The sequence below is a fragment of the Streptomyces sp. NPDC058671 genome, from assembly GCF_042716475.1.
In the GTDB taxonomy this organism is placed as follows: Bacteria; Actinomycetota; Actinomycetes; order Streptomycetales; family Streptomycetaceae; genus Streptomyces.
In genome coordinates, this window is record NZ_JBHXSA010000002.1 from 1 (window position 1) to 13473 (window position 13473).

The following is a 13473-nucleotide window of genomic DNA, read 5'->3' on the forward strand; positions in this document are numbered from 1 at the left end:
TGCCGGAGTACATGGTGCCGGTGGTGGTGGTTCTGGACGCGTTGCCGTTGACGCCGAGCGGGAAGGTCGACCGGAAGGCGTTGCCCGCGCCCGACATGGGTGCGGTGGTGTCCTCGCGGATGCCCCGGGATCCGGTGGAGGAGGTGCTGTGCGCGTTGTTCGCGCAGGTCCTGGGCCTGGAACGGGTCGGCATCGACGACAGCTTCTTCGAACTCGGCGGCCACTCCCTCCTCGCCGTCCGCCTCGTCAGCCGCGCCCAGACCGCCGGCCTGCGGCTCAGCGTCGCCGACGTGGTCCTGCACCGCACCGTCGCCGCACTCGCCACCCGCGCCGAGAAGACGGGACCGGACCAGGAGAACACCCTCGATCCCTTCTCCACCGTGCTCCCCATCCGGCCGGGCGGCGACGCGCCCCCCGTCTTCCTCGTGCACAGCGGGCTCGGCTTCAGCCTCCCGTACGTCGGGCTCGCCCGGCACCTCGACCGCCGCCACCCCCTCTACGGCCTCCAGTCTCCGGCCGTCGGCGGCGCCTCCCCGATCCCCGACGACCTCCGTGCCGTGGCCACCGAGTACATCGGCCACATCCGGCGGATCCGACCGCACGGCCCGTACCGCCTCCTCGGCTGGTCCTACGGCGGCGTGCTGGCCCACGAGATCGCCGTGCAGCTGCAACAGGCGGGCGAGCGGGTCGACTTCCTCGCCAACCTCGACGGATACCTCGGCAGCACCGGACGCGACGAGGAGGACGACGAGCGGGAACTGCTCCTGCGGGCCCTCGAAGCCCTCGGCCACAGCCGGGCCGCCTTCACCGACCGTCCGCTCACCCCGGCCGTACTCCTCGACGTCCTGCGGCGGGAGAACCATCCGCTGGCCGAGCTCGGCGAGCACGGCATCCCGCGACTGCTGCGGCTGTCCCGGACCCACGGGGACCTGATGGAACGGTTCACCGCCGGCCGGTTCACCGGCGACATGCACCTCTTCACCGCCACCCGCGAATGGACGGCGGACCGACTGGCCGACCAGACCCGACGATGGGAGCACCACGTGGACGGACACCTCCGGATCCACCCGGTCGACTGCGGCCACGAGTACCTGATGCACCCCGGCCCCCAGGCCGTCGTCGGCCGCGCCGTCGACGCCGCGCTCGCACGGCTGGACGCGGCGGACACCCGTCCCGCGGACGTCGGCGCGGCGGACGGCGGGCAGCGGGGCGGTGACCGGACATGGTGACCCTCGTCCAGGTCCGCAGGCCCGCCCCGCCCATCGCCCTGGCCGTGGAGTCCCTCGCCGTCGCGGGCCGGAGACTGAACCGGCTGCGCAGGGCGCCCGGCCGCCTCATCGGCATCATCATGAACCCGCTCGTCTCCATGATCGTCCTCGGCTACCTCTTCCAGGGATCGCTGTCGGTGACAGGCGGATCCGACTACCAGACGTACATGTTCGCGGGCGTGGCCGCCCAGGTCGGGCTCGCCGGCATCGGCCCCACCGCCGTGGCCGTCGCCGCCGACCTGCGGGGCGGACTCGTCGACCGCTTCCGCAGCCTGCCGATCGCCCGCCCCTCGGTGCTCCTCGGCCACACCCTCGGCGACCTGGCCGTCGGCCTCATCGGGCTCGCCGTCGTCACCGGCATCGGCGTCCTCTTCGGCTGGCGGCCCGAGCGCGGCCCGCTGCCCGTGCTGGCCGGCTTCCTCCTGCTCGCCGTGTTCATGTACGCGATGCTCTGGGTCGGCGTCCTCCTCGGCCTGTTCTCCCGCAACATGGAGACGATCAACGTGGTCGCGGGTCTCGTCACCGTCCTCCTCTCCTTCCTGTCCAACGCCTTCCAGTCCGTCGACCGGCTGCCGGCCTGGCTGCGCCCGGTCGCCGAGTGGAACCCGGTCAGCGCCGTGGTCACCTGGACCCGCGAGCTGTGGGGCAATCCCACCGCGGCCGGCGGAAGCTTCCCGGGCGAGCACGCGTCCCTCGCCGTCGCCATCTCCCTGGGCGCCGTCTTCGTCCTCACCGTGCTGTTCAGCCTCCGCCGCTTCCGCACGGCGGCATCGTGAGACCGGGGCCGCGGCGGCCGCGCGCCGCGGCCCCACCGCCCCTCGTCACACCGCGATCCCACCGCACCTCGGTTCCCGCACCACCGCTCCCCGCACCACCTACGCCGTGCGCCGCGGTCCCACCGCCCCTCTCCGCCGTGTTCCGAAGGGAGCACCCGCCATGAGACCCACCGCACCGCAGCCCTCCGACCCCGCGAGACCGGAGGTCCCCGACCCCGACAGCGTCGACCTCACCGACCCCCGCACCTTCACCCGCCCCGACCTGAGGGCGATCTGGGCCCGGTTCCGCGCCGAACGGCCGGTCCACCACCACCGCGCCACCCCGGGCGCACCCCCGTTCTGGGCGCTCTCCCGCCACGCCGACGTCGTCGCGGTCTACCGGGACGACAAGCGGTTCACGTCCGAACGGGGCAACGTCCTCGCCACCCTGCTCCAGGGGGAGGACTCGGCGTCCGGGAAGATGCTCGCCGTCACCGACGGGCCCCGGCACCGCGAGATCCGCAACCTCATGCTCAAGTCCTTCTCGCCCCGCGTCCTCGCGCCGGTCGTGGAGGGCGTGAACCTCCGTACGGCCGACCTGCTCGCAGGGGCCCTGGACCGAGGCGCGTTCGACTTCGTCGTCGACCTCGCGGACCACATCCCGATCAACACCATCGGCGACCTCATGGACGTGCCGGTGGGGGACCGCGAGCAGCTCGTCCACTGGAACACCATGACCCTCTCCCGTACGAGCGAGGAGCACGGGGCGGAGGAGGAGTGGCTCGCGCGCAACGAGATCCTCCTGTACTTCTCCGGCCTCGCCGCCCAGCGCCGCCGGCACCCCGGCGAGGACGTGATCAGCGCCCTGGCCACCGGCACCGTCGACGGGCGGCTCCTCACCGAGGACGAGATCGTCTTCAACTGCTACAGCCTCATCCTCGGCGGCGACGAGTCCAGCCGGATGTCGTCCGTCGGCGCCGTGCTCGCCCTGGCCGAACACCCCGACCAGTGGAAGGCGCTGAAGGAGGGGGCCGTCGACACCGCCACCGCCACCGAGGAGGTGCTCCGCTGGACGACCCCGGCCATGCACTTCGGCCGGCGCGCCCTCACCGACGTCGAGATCCGCGACCGCACGATCGCCGCGGGCGACGTGGTCACCCTGTGGAACAGCGCCGCCAACTTCGACGAGGACGTCTTCACCGACCCGGAGCGCTTCGACCTGGCCCGTACGCCCAACAAGCACGTGGCCTTCGGACACGGGCCGCACTTCTGCATCGGCGCCTTCCTCGGCCGCACCCACGTCGAGGCGATGCTCCGCGCCCTGCGGGACAAGGTCGGACACATCGAACTGCTCGGCGGCCCGCGCCTGCTCCACTCGAACTTCGTGTACGGCTACACCGCCCTCCCGGTCCGTCTGGACCGCCCCACCCCGGACGCGACCGGCGGCATCAGCCCGGTGTCAGCGCCCCCTGCCACAGTCGAGCGGACCCGCGAGTCCGCGACAGATGGGAAGTGACCACATGCCGAACCCCTTCGACGACCAGAACGGCACGTTCCTCGTCCTGGTGAACGACGAGGCCCAGTACTGCCTCTGGCCCGCCTTCGCGCAGATCCCCGACGGCTGGACCGTGGCGCTCGGCGAGAGCAGCCATGACACGGCCCTCGCGTACGTGGAGGAGAACTGGACGGACATGCGCCCGCGCAGCCTGCGGGAGCAGGCCCCGGACCCGGTGCGCTGAGCGCGGTGGGGGCGGCAGAGGTGGACACGGCCATCCGGGCCGAGGGCCTGCGCAAGCGGTACGGGGACGTCGAGGCGCTCTCCGGCATCGACCTCCAGGTGCGCGCCGGCACGGTGCTCGGCCTGCTCGGCCCCAACGGGGCGGGAAAGACGACCACCGTGCAGGTGCTCACGACGCTCGTGGCGCCGGACGGCGGGCACGCGGAGGTCGCCGGATTCGACGTGGCCCGGCAGCCGCACGAGGTACGCCGGCGCATCGGCCTCGCGGGCCAGTACGCGGCCGTCGACGAGATCCTCACCGGGCACGAGAACCTGACGCTGCTCGGCAGGCTGCTGCACCTCGGCCGCCGTCCGGCGCGCCGGCGTGCGGACGAGCTCCTGGAGCGCTTCGGTCTCACCGCCGTGGCCCACCGGCCGGCCCGCACCTACTCCGGTGGCATGCGGAGGCGGCTCGACCTGGCGAGCTGTCTCCTCACCTCGCCCCCCGTCCTGTTCCTCGACGAGCCGACCACGGGTCTCGACCCGGTGAGCCGGATGGCGCTGTGGGAGCTGGTTCGCGAGCTGGTGGACAACGGCGTCACCCTGCTCCTGACGACGCAGTACCTGGAGGAGGCCGACTTCCTCGCGGACCAGATCGCGGTCGTCGACTCCGGCCGGGTGATCGCCGACGGCACCCCCGACGCTCTGAAGCGCAAGGTGGGACGGGAGTGGCTCGAAGTGACGGTGCCGGACCCGTCGGAGGTGGGTGCGGTCCTCACCGCCCTCGGACCGGCGCTGACGACGGTGCCGACGGTGGACGCCGCCAAGGGCACGGTCGCCATCCAGCTCGACGACGGTCTCGGTGACGTCGCCGACGTCGCCGTCGCGCTGCGCGACGCGGGCATCCGGGTCAGCGACTTCACCGTGCGCAGGCCGACCCTCGACGATGTCTTCGCGCATCTGACGGGCCGGCCGGCGGAATGACCCCGGCCCCTCCGGGCCCCGGCGACGACGCATCCGACCCCCGCGCGTCACCCCGCCGAGGGCCCGGAGGCGCCGGCTCGTGACGGACAAGGCCGGGACGTCGGCCTCAGGTCACGGGGGAGAGACGGAGGTCGCGGCCTTCGGCTCCCCGCGCGGTGGCCCGGCGTCCGGCGATCGGCCCCGCGCGGTGACCCGGGGCCGTCGGCGCCGCCACCGGCCGTAACCTCCCACCCGCGTCACAGCCCTCCGGCGCCCGCCCTCCGGCTACGCGCGCCGGAGGGCGACGGCCGTCACGACGAGGCCGTCGCGGCAGAGCCAGCGGCCTTCGAGGACCTTCAGACGGTCGCCGTCCGGGCCGTGGTCCGGGAGGGATATGCGCGCGGTGAACGTCCCGGCCTCCGGGTCGATCCGGACGTCCGCGTCCCCGAAGTCCAGCTCGCGCCGGGTCAGCGGGTACCAGACCTTGAACACCGCCTCCTTGGCGCTGAACAGCAGACGGTCCCAGCGGACCTCCGGCGCGGACGCGGCCAGCTCGCGGAGCCGGGCGCGCTCCCGCGGCAGGGAGACGAACTCCAGGACGTCGTCGTCGAGGGGCGCGTTCGGCTCGGCGTCGATGCCGAGCCCTCGGTAGTCGGAGACCCGGCCGACCACCGCCGCGCGGTACCCGGCGCAGTGGGTCATGCTTCCCACGAGACCGGCGGGCCACCGCGGCGCCCCCCGTTCCCCCGCCACGAGCGCCACCGCCTCCACACCGAGCGCGCCCATCGCGCGCCGGGCGCACATGCGGACGACGGCGTACTCCTGCCGCCGTTTCGGCAGGGCGAGCGCGACGGCGGCGGCCTCTTCGGGAAACAGCTCCCGGACGGCCGACTCGCAGTCGCGGAAGGCGTGCGCCGCGCTCGCGGGCGCGGGTACCAGCTCCTCGATCACGACGCCCCTCACGGCACGGGGTCGACGCCCACACCGGCGCCGACGGGGAGCCCAGCCTACCGACGGTCCGATCGGGCGTTCCGGACGGATGACACCATGGGTGCGCATCGACCGCCCACGATCGACAGGAGGCGACGGCCCCGTGCCCGCTCCCCGGATGAGAACGACCCCCCTGCCCGGCATCGGAGTCCAATACGACCTCAGCACCCGGGAGCACCGTCAGCTGTCGGTCATCGCGCACCGCGACGGGACCCGGACCGTGAACGTGTACCGGGCCGACGACCCCGACGCCTGCGCCCAGTCGCTGCACCTCACCGAGGCCGAGACGGCCTCGCTGATCGACGCCCTGATGCCCGCCCACCACAGCCCCAACGTCCTGCACACCACCGACCTGGGGCTGGTGGCCGAACGCATCGAGCTGTCCGCCCACTCGTACTGGAACGGGCGGGTCCTCGGCGAGACCCGGATGCGTACCGACGCCGGTGCCTCCATCGTCGCCGTCCTGCGCCGCTCCGGGGCCGTACCGTCCCCGACGCCCGCGTTCCGGCTGGCCGGCGGCGACACGCTCATCGTCATAGGCACCCGCGAGGGCGTCGACGCCGCCGCCACGATCCTCGGTCGGGAGTGAGGCAGGCGTGCACTCCGCGGTCTTCCTGATCGAATTCGGCGCCATCATCCTCGGCCTCGGTCTGCTCGGGCGCTTCGCCGGCCGGTTCCGCTTCTCCCCGATACCCCTCTACCTCCTCGCGGGGCTCGCCTTCGGCAAGGGCGGTCTCCTGCCGCTCGGCGCCAGCGAGGAGTTCGTCGCCATCGGCGCCGAGATCGGGGTGATCCTCCTGCTCCTCATGCTCGGCCTCGAGTACACCGCGAGCGATCTCGTCTCCAACCTCAAGACCCAGTACCCGGCCGGCCTTGTCGACTTCGCCCTCAACGCCCTGCCGGGCGCCGCGACCGCGCTGCTCCTCGGCTGGGGCCCGGTCGCCGCCGTCGTCCTCGCGGGCGTCACCTGGATCTCGTCCTCCGGGGTCATCGCCAAGGTCCTCGGAGACCTGGGGCGCCTGGGCAACCGCGAGACCCCGGTCATCCTGAGCATCCTGGTCCTCGAAGACCTCGCCATGGCCGTCTACCTGCCCATCGTCACCGCGCTCCTCGCGGGCGTCGGTCTCGCCGCGGGCAGTGCGACGCTCGCCATCGCTCTCGGTGTGGCGGGGGCCGTCCTGTTCGTCGCCGTCCGATACGGGCGCCTCATCTCCCGTTTCGTCTCCAGCGACGACCCGGAGAAACTGCTCCTCGTCGTCCTCGGCCTCACCCTGCTCGTCGCGGGCATCGCCCAGCAGCTCCAGGTCTCGGCGGCCGTCGGCGCGTTCCTCGTCGGCATCGCCCTCTCCGGTGAGGTCGCCGACGGCGCCCACGCGCTGCTGAGCCCGCTGCGCGACCTGTTCGCCGCGGTCTTCTTCGTCTTCTTCGGACTGCACACCGACCCCGCCAGCATCCCGCCGGTGATCCTGCCCGCGCTGGCCCTGGCCGTCGTCACCGCGCTGACGAAGATCGCCACCGGGTACTGGGCGGCGCGCCGCGCCGGGATCGGGACCAAGGGGCGTTGGCGGGCGGGCGGCGCCCTGGTGGCGCGCGGCGAGTTCTCCATCGTCATCGCCGGGCTGGCCGTCACCGCGGGGGTGCAGCCGCAACTGGGGCCGTTCGCCACCGCGTACGTCCTGATCCTCGTCGTCATCGGACCGCTCACAGCCCGCTTCACGGAGCCCGTGGCCACCCGCCTCACAGGGCGCCGGGCGAAGAACCCGCCGTCCCCGGAGCATCTGACGCCGGAGACGGTCACGGCGCCGGAGGCGGCCTCCGACCGCGTCTGAGGAACCCGTCGTTCCGGGGGGCCCTCCAGGGGGTCCCCCGGTTTCCTTTGCGCCGGAATCGCGCCAGCCCCTTGTCAGTGCAATTTCACATTACTATGGTACTGCTCGCACCTCCGCTGGAAAGAACGTCAACTCGGCTTATAGGCAACCGAGTTGACTGGGAACCACCCCCACATCCCCCTCCTCGACAGGAGTTCTGGTGTCCCAGCACAGATCCGTGCGCAGCGCTCTGCTCGCCCCCGCCCTCGCGGTCGGCCTGCTCCTACCGCTCGGCCAGACCGCCGGCGCGGCCGCCGCACCCCGCACTTCACCGACCGTGGCCGCCGCGTGGCAGCCGCACCCCTACGACGAGGTCGAACGGCTCGCGTCCGCGCCCCCGGCCCTCGCCGCCCCGGCCCCCGCCCCCGGCGGCGCCACGGACGGCCGCATACCCGGCGCCGCCCCCGACCCCGCCGACCGGACACACGCCGCCGCAACCGACTCCGCCGGCCGGACACCCGGAGCCGTCTCCGACCCGGCCGGCCGCCTCCCCGGAGTCGTCTCCGACCCCGCCGCGCGACCGCCGCGAGCGCACCGGCGGGCCGCCGCCGCGCCCTGCAGCCTCGACGGGGTCACCGGCCTCACCCCCGAACGGTTCGCCGACTTCCTCGCCGACCCCGCCGTGACCGCCGACGGCTGTCTGCGCGGACTCGTCTGGACCTGGGACACCCGGCTCGCGCCGGTCATGTCCGACGCCCACGTCCAGGCCGTCGCGCGCCGCGCCACCACCCTCGCGCCCGGCCACGACGGAAAGAACTCCTCCCACCTGGAGGAGATGTTCACCTACCTCCACGCGGTGGCGTACCACGACTTCTCGCGCGACGAGATCGACACCACCGACGCCCCGACCGTCGACGCCGTGCGACGGGCTGTCGCCGCCCACGGCACGGCCCCGCGCACCTTCGACGTCACCCCCACCAACGCCGACACCCTCCGCGAGGCCCTGTACGCGGCGAGCGCCCCGGGGCTCCGGCAGCACCAACTGCCCCTGATCCGCCGGACACTCGCGACGATGGACGCGGCGCACCCCGCGACGCACCTCGACCCGGCCTGGGCGGGCGCCGCGCTCGCCGCGCTCTCCCTCAACTACCTCGGCGTCTACCCCGGCAACCAGGACACCGCCTTCCACGCGGCCGCCGCCGCCGACCCCGCGTACCGCGCCGCCTTCAAGGCCTTCTCGGGATACGGGCACCTGAAGGACACCGCCAACAGCTGGGTCGCCCGTGACGCCCTGGGCGAGTACGGCCGCTTCGGCCAGATCCAGGGACTGCGCCCGGCGGTCGTCGCGGACCTGGGCGCCCTCCTCGGCCCGGTCGAGAGAACCTTCGGCACCGGCAGCGCCCCGTGGGCCTCGCTGGTCTCCTGGCTGAACGTCTACGAGGCCTGCGCCCCGTACGGGGTCTGCAAGGCGGACATCGAGCGCCGGATCTTCCCGTACACGTACCCGTACGACAGCGGCGCGATCAAGGTCCGCACCGGGCTGCCGCGCACGACCGTCGACACGCTCTACTACGCGAGCAAGCAGGTCAAGGCGCAGTTCCACCGGGTGCTCGGCACACAGGAGCCGCTGGCGGGCGACCCCAACACCTCCCTGAACATCGTCCTGTACGCCTCCCGCGCGGACTACGAGAAGTACCACCCCATCCTCACCGGGATGGACACGAACAACGGCGGCATCTACATCGAGCGCGGCGCCACCTTCTACACCTATGAGCGGCGCGTCCCGCAGGACTCCTCGCTGACCCTCGAAGAGCTGTTCCGGCACGAGTACACGCACTACCTCAACGGCCGTTACGCGGTGCCCGGCTTCTTCGGCGAGGGCCCCTGGTACCAGGGCGACCGCACCACGGCGATGGACGAGGGCACGGCCGAGTTCTTCGACGGAGCGACCCGCGACGACGGCGTCGCCGTCCGCAAGTCCCTCGTCCGCAGCGTCATCGCCGACACGGCGGGCGGCGGACCGCGCATGACCGTACGGCAGATCCTGCACGCCACGTACGACGGCGACGGCTTCCGCTTCTACGCGTACGCCGGCACCTTCTTCGAGTACCTCTGGACCGACAGGCCGGCCGCGCTGCGCGAGATGTACAAGCACCTGCGCGGCAACGACGTCGCCGCGTACGACGCCTGGCGTGAGCGGCTCGGCGCGGACCCGTCGGTGCAGCGCGGCTACGACCGCTTCCTGGACGCGGCGATCGCCGACGTCGACCGGCTCTTCGTGCCGGCCACCACGTTCACACCCGTCGCACAGCTCCGGGACTCCCGGGCCGCCGACGTCGCGGCCTCCTTCGCCGCCGCGACGTCCAGCACCCCCGTCTGCGCGGAGAGCGGCGAGCCCGGCGGTCGCCGCTTCACCTGCACCGGACGCGTCACGGCCAACCTCGCGAACGCGGGCAGCGCCGACCAGGTGTTCAAGGACATGTCCGAGACGGTCGACTACTTCCTCCTCGACCGGGCGGGCGCGGCCTCGAACAACCTCGCCGACATGAACTGCTCCTTCGGTCCGGTCGACATCTGGACCGGCGGACGCGCGGGAACGTCGAGCTACCACTGCGAGGGACCGCTGCGCGGCTGACCGTGGACCAACCCATCTGACGGGGTGCGGAGTTGAGCGGACTCCGCACCCTGTTCCCCTTCCAAAGAATGTGACATATTACTGCCGTGCCCAAGAGACTGCGGACCCTGGACGCCGTGATCATCGGCGCGGGCGTCGTCGGAGCCGCCTGCGCGTACTACGCAGGTCGCGCGGGACTCTCCGTCGCCGTCGTCGACCGCGGACCCGTCGCCGGGGGAACCACCGGCGCCGGAGAAGGCAATCTCCTCGTCTCCGACAAGGAGCCCGGCCCCGAACTCGACCTCGCGCTGCTCTCCGTACGCCTCTGGCGCGAACTCGCCGCCGCACTGCCGCAGGACATGGAGTACGAGACGAAGGGCGGCCTCGTGGTGGCCCCCGACACCGCCACGCTCCTGGCCCTGCGCACCTACGCCGAGAGCCAGCGGGCCGCGGGGGTGGAGGCCGCCGAGGTCCCCGGCGACACCCTGCGCACCCTCGAACCGCACCTCGCCGACGGTCTCGCGGGCGGCTTCCTCTACCCGCAGGACGCCCAGATCCAGCCGGCCCGCGCCGCCGCCCGTCTCCTCGCCGCCTCCGGCGCCGCCGTCCACCTCGGCGAGGAGGTCACCGCCATCCTCCGCACCCCCTCGGGAGCGGTACGCGGCGTCCGCACGGCCCGCCGCGAACTCGCCGCGCCCGCCGTGGTCAACGCGGCCGGGACATGGGGCGGAGCCGTCGCCGCCCTGGCGGGCACGGACCTGCCGGTACTGCCCCGGCGCGGGTTCGTGCTGGTGACCGAGCCCCTGCCCCGTGTCGTACGGCACAAGGTGTACGCCGCCGACTACATCGCCGACGTGGCCAGCGGCTCCGCCGCGCTCCAGTCCTCGGCCGTCGTCGAGGGCACTCCCGCGGGGCCGGTCCTCATCGGCGCCACCCGGGAGCGGGTGGGCTTCGACCGTTCGCTCTCCGTCCAGGCCCTGCGCAGGCTCGCGTCCCAGGCGGCCGCGCTCTTCCCGGTCCTCGCCGACGTGCGGGTACTGCGCGCCTACCACGGCTTCCGGCCCTACCTGCCGGACCACCTGCCGGCGATCGGACCCGACCCGCGCGTCCCGGGCCTCCACCACGCGTGCGGCCACGAGGGCGCGGGCATCGGCCTGGCCCCGGCCACGGGCCTCCTCGTGGCGGCGGCGCTGACGGGGGAGCCCCCACCCCTGAACCACTTCCCGTTCCGCCCGGAACGCTTCACGGCGGACGCCACCGCCACGGCTGCCCCCGATCCCTGCTCCGGCCCCGCCCCCGAACTCGGTTCCGGTTCCGGACTCGGTTCCGGTCCTGGCTCCGGCCCCGGCTTCGGTCCCGGCCCCGGCTTCGATCCAGCGGTTGCCGATTCCACCTCCGGGGCCTTCCCGGCCCCCGGTCCCGGCTCCGCACCAGACCCCACCCCCACCCCCCGGGAGACCGCACCATGAGACGACGTCGTCCCGCGTCCGGCGCCCGGACCCCGCGTTCCCTGGTCGGCGGAGCCGCGTCGGACGCGTTCACCGTCGACTTCGACGGGCGTCCGGTGCCCGCGCTCGCCGGGCAGTCCCTCGCGGCCGCCCTGTGGAGCGCGGGCATCCTGACCTGGCGCACCACGCGCGTCTCGGGCGCCCCGCGCGGTGTCTTCTGCGGGATGGGCAGTTGCTACGACTGCCTCGTCACCGTCGACGGGCGCCCCAACCAGCGCGCCTGTCTCACCCCGGCCCGCCCCGGCGCCACCGTCACGACGCAGGAGGGGACCGGCCGTGCCGACCTCACCGTGTGACACGGGACCCGAGCCGCACGACGCTGCCGGAGGCGACCCGTTCGACCTGGCCGTCGTCGGTGCCGGTCCGGCCGGACTGGCCGCGACCGTGGAGGCGGCGCGGCTCGGCCTCCGCGTGGCCCTGTTCGACGCCGGGGACCGCCCCGGCGGCCAGTACCACCGGCATCCGGCGCCCGCACTGGGCGCGCTGCGTCCGGAGGCGCTCCACCACGACTGGCGTGCCTTCGCCCGGCGGACGGCGACCCTGGACGGGTTCGTCCGTTCGGGACGGGTCACCTACCGCCCGGGGTGCCACGTCTGGACCGTGGTGCCCGAGGGCCCCGCGTGGCGGCTGCACGCGGTCGCCACCGCCGACGACAAGGCCGTGACCGTACGCGCTCGTGCCGTGGTCCTGGCCACGGGCTCGTACGAACGCCAACTGCCCTTTCCCGGCTGGACACTGCCGGGGGTCGTCGCAGCCGGGGGAGCGCAGGCCATGCTCAAGAGCGGGCTCGTCCTGCCGGGGCGCCGCGTCGTCGTCGCCGGCAGCGGCCCGCTGCTCCTGGCGGTCGCGTGTTCCCTGGCGACGGCGGGCGCACGCGTCCCGGTCGTCGTCGAGGCCGGGACGTATCTGGGGTACGCGAAGTTCGCGCCCGACGTGCTGCGCAACCCGGCCAAGCTCGCCGAAGGCGCGACGCACGGAGGGACCTTGCTCCGCCACGGCGTCAGGGTCCTCACCCGCCACGCGGTCGTCGAGGCACACGGCACCGACCGTGTGGAGGCGGTCACCGTGGCGCGGCTCGACCCCGACTGGCGCCCCGTACCCGGCACCGGCCGACGGGTCCCGTGCGACGCGGTCGCGGTGGGCCACGGGCTCGTACCCCAGCTGGAACTGGCCACCGCTCTCGGCTGCGCGACCCGGACGTCCGCCGACGGGACGTCTGCCCTCGTCCTCGACACCGACCAGTCGACCTCTGTCCCCGGCATCTGGGCGGCCGGTGAGCCCGGTGGCGTCGGCGGGGCGCGACTGGCCGTACTGGAGGGGGAGTTGGCGGTGGAGTCCGTCGCCCGGTCCCTCCTCGGGGTCGGGCCGCCGGGGGTACGGAACGCGCGTGGACCGACCGCCGCCCGGCGTCACCGCGACCGGCTGCGCGGGTTCGCCGAGGCGATGGGGGCCGTGCACCGGCCCGGCGTCGGATGGACGGACTGGTTGCGGGAGGACACCGAGATCTGCCGCTGCGAGGAGGTGCCCGTCGCGCGGGTCGTGGAGGCCGTCGACACGCTGGGCGCGCGGGACGCCCGTACGGTCAAGCTGTTCACCCGGGCCGGGATGGGATGGTGCCAGGGCCGGACGTGCGGGCCCGCCGTGGCGGCGCTCGCGGGCACCCCCGAGGGCGCCCCGGACCGGCGCCCGCTCTCCTGCCCCGTACCCCTCCGGCATCTGGCCGAGCTACCGGCCCCACCGTCGCGCAACTGACCTTCCATCAAGTCGGATGCCACAGGATGCACTTGTGGCCGGCGCGCGCACGAGTAAAATGTCACACACCACACAAGGGAGTTCTTCCATGGCCCACG

At 73.6% G+C, this 13473-nt stretch carries 11 protein-coding genes and 1 pseudogene; 11 read left to right on the forward strand and 1 reads right to left on the reverse strand.

Translation table 11 applies throughout. From position 1 onward, the window contains the following. The 5 genes from ACFWV2_RS02195 to ACFWV2_RS02215 all read left to right on the forward strand — a co-directional run. On the forward strand, positions 1–1229 hold a 1229-nt coding region (locus tag ACFWV2_RS02195; RefSeq protein WP_384400353.1), incomplete at its 5' end, for a thioesterase domain-containing protein. Beyond that, positions 1223–2044: an ABC transporter permease gene (locus ACFWV2_RS02200; RefSeq protein ID WP_384400356.1), complete on the forward strand. Its 822-nt coding sequence runs from the start codon at positions 1223–1225 to the stop codon at positions 2042–2044. The genes ACFWV2_RS02195 and ACFWV2_RS02200, both read left to right, overlap by 7 nt. Before the next feature lie 160 nt (positions 2045–2204). Beyond that, a complete protein-coding gene (locus tag ACFWV2_RS02205) occupies positions 2205–3539 on the forward strand; it encodes a cytochrome P450 (RefSeq protein ID WP_384400360.1) in 1335 nt (444 codons plus the stop codon). 4 nt (positions 3540–3543) lie between these two features. Beyond that, positions 3544–3762 (forward strand): MbtH family protein, encoded by a 219-nt coding sequence (locus ACFWV2_RS02210; protein WP_384400362.1) that lies wholly within the window; start codon positions 3544–3546, stop codon positions 3760–3762. Positions 3763–3767: 5 nt separating this feature from the next. After that, complete coding sequence (locus tag ACFWV2_RS02215; protein ID WP_384400364.1) at positions 3768–4724, forward strand: ATP-binding cassette domain-containing protein; 957 nt, start codon at positions 3768–3770, stop codon at positions 4722–4724. A gap of 264 nt (positions 4725–4988) precedes the next feature. Here ACFWV2_RS02215 and ACFWV2_RS02220 read toward each other — a convergent pair whose 3' ends face one another. After that, positions 4989–5654 carry a 4'-phosphopantetheinyl transferase gene (locus ACFWV2_RS02220; protein WP_384400367.1) on the reverse strand — a complete coding sequence of 222 codons (666 nt, stop codon included), beginning with the start codon at positions 5652–5654 and terminating at the stop codon, positions 4989–4991. A 157-nt stretch (positions 5655–5811) separates the two neighbouring features. Here ACFWV2_RS02220 and ACFWV2_RS02225 point away from each other — a divergent pair, with 157 nt between their 5' ends. From ACFWV2_RS02225 to ACFWV2_RS02250, 6 genes and pseudogenes are all read left to right on the forward strand, one after another. Further along, positions 5812–6282, forward strand: a complete 471-nt coding sequence (locus ACFWV2_RS02225; protein WP_384400370.1) for a cation:proton antiporter regulatory subunit — start codon at positions 5812–5814, stop codon at positions 6280–6282. 7 nt (positions 6283–6289) lie between these two features. Then, complete coding sequence (locus ACFWV2_RS02230) at positions 6290–7522, forward strand: cation:proton antiporter (RefSeq protein ID WP_384400373.1); 1233 nt, start codon at positions 6290–6292, stop codon at positions 7520–7522. A gap of 199 nt (positions 7523–7721) precedes the next feature. Continuing rightward, entirely contained in the window at positions 7722–10136 is a 2415-nt protein-coding gene (locus ACFWV2_RS02235) for a collagenase (RefSeq protein ID WP_384400376.1), read from the forward strand. Between the two features lie 86 nt (positions 10137–10222). After that, a pseudogene (locus tag ACFWV2_RS02240) lies at positions 10223–11362 on the forward strand (NAD(P)/FAD-dependent oxidoreductase); the annotation flags it as partial. A gap of 218 nt (positions 11363–11580) precedes the next feature. Next, positions 11581–11919: a (2Fe-2S)-binding protein gene (locus ACFWV2_RS02245; protein ID WP_384400378.1), complete on the forward strand. Its 339-nt coding sequence runs from the start codon at positions 11581–11583 to the stop codon at positions 11917–11919. Further along, positions 11900–13375, forward strand: a complete 1476-nt coding sequence (locus ACFWV2_RS02250) for an FAD-dependent oxidoreductase (protein WP_384400381.1) — start codon at positions 11900–11902, stop codon at positions 13373–13375. The genes ACFWV2_RS02245 and ACFWV2_RS02250 overlap by 20 nt, the downstream gene beginning before the upstream one ends. The last annotated feature ends 98 nt before the right edge of the window (positions 13376–13473 follow it).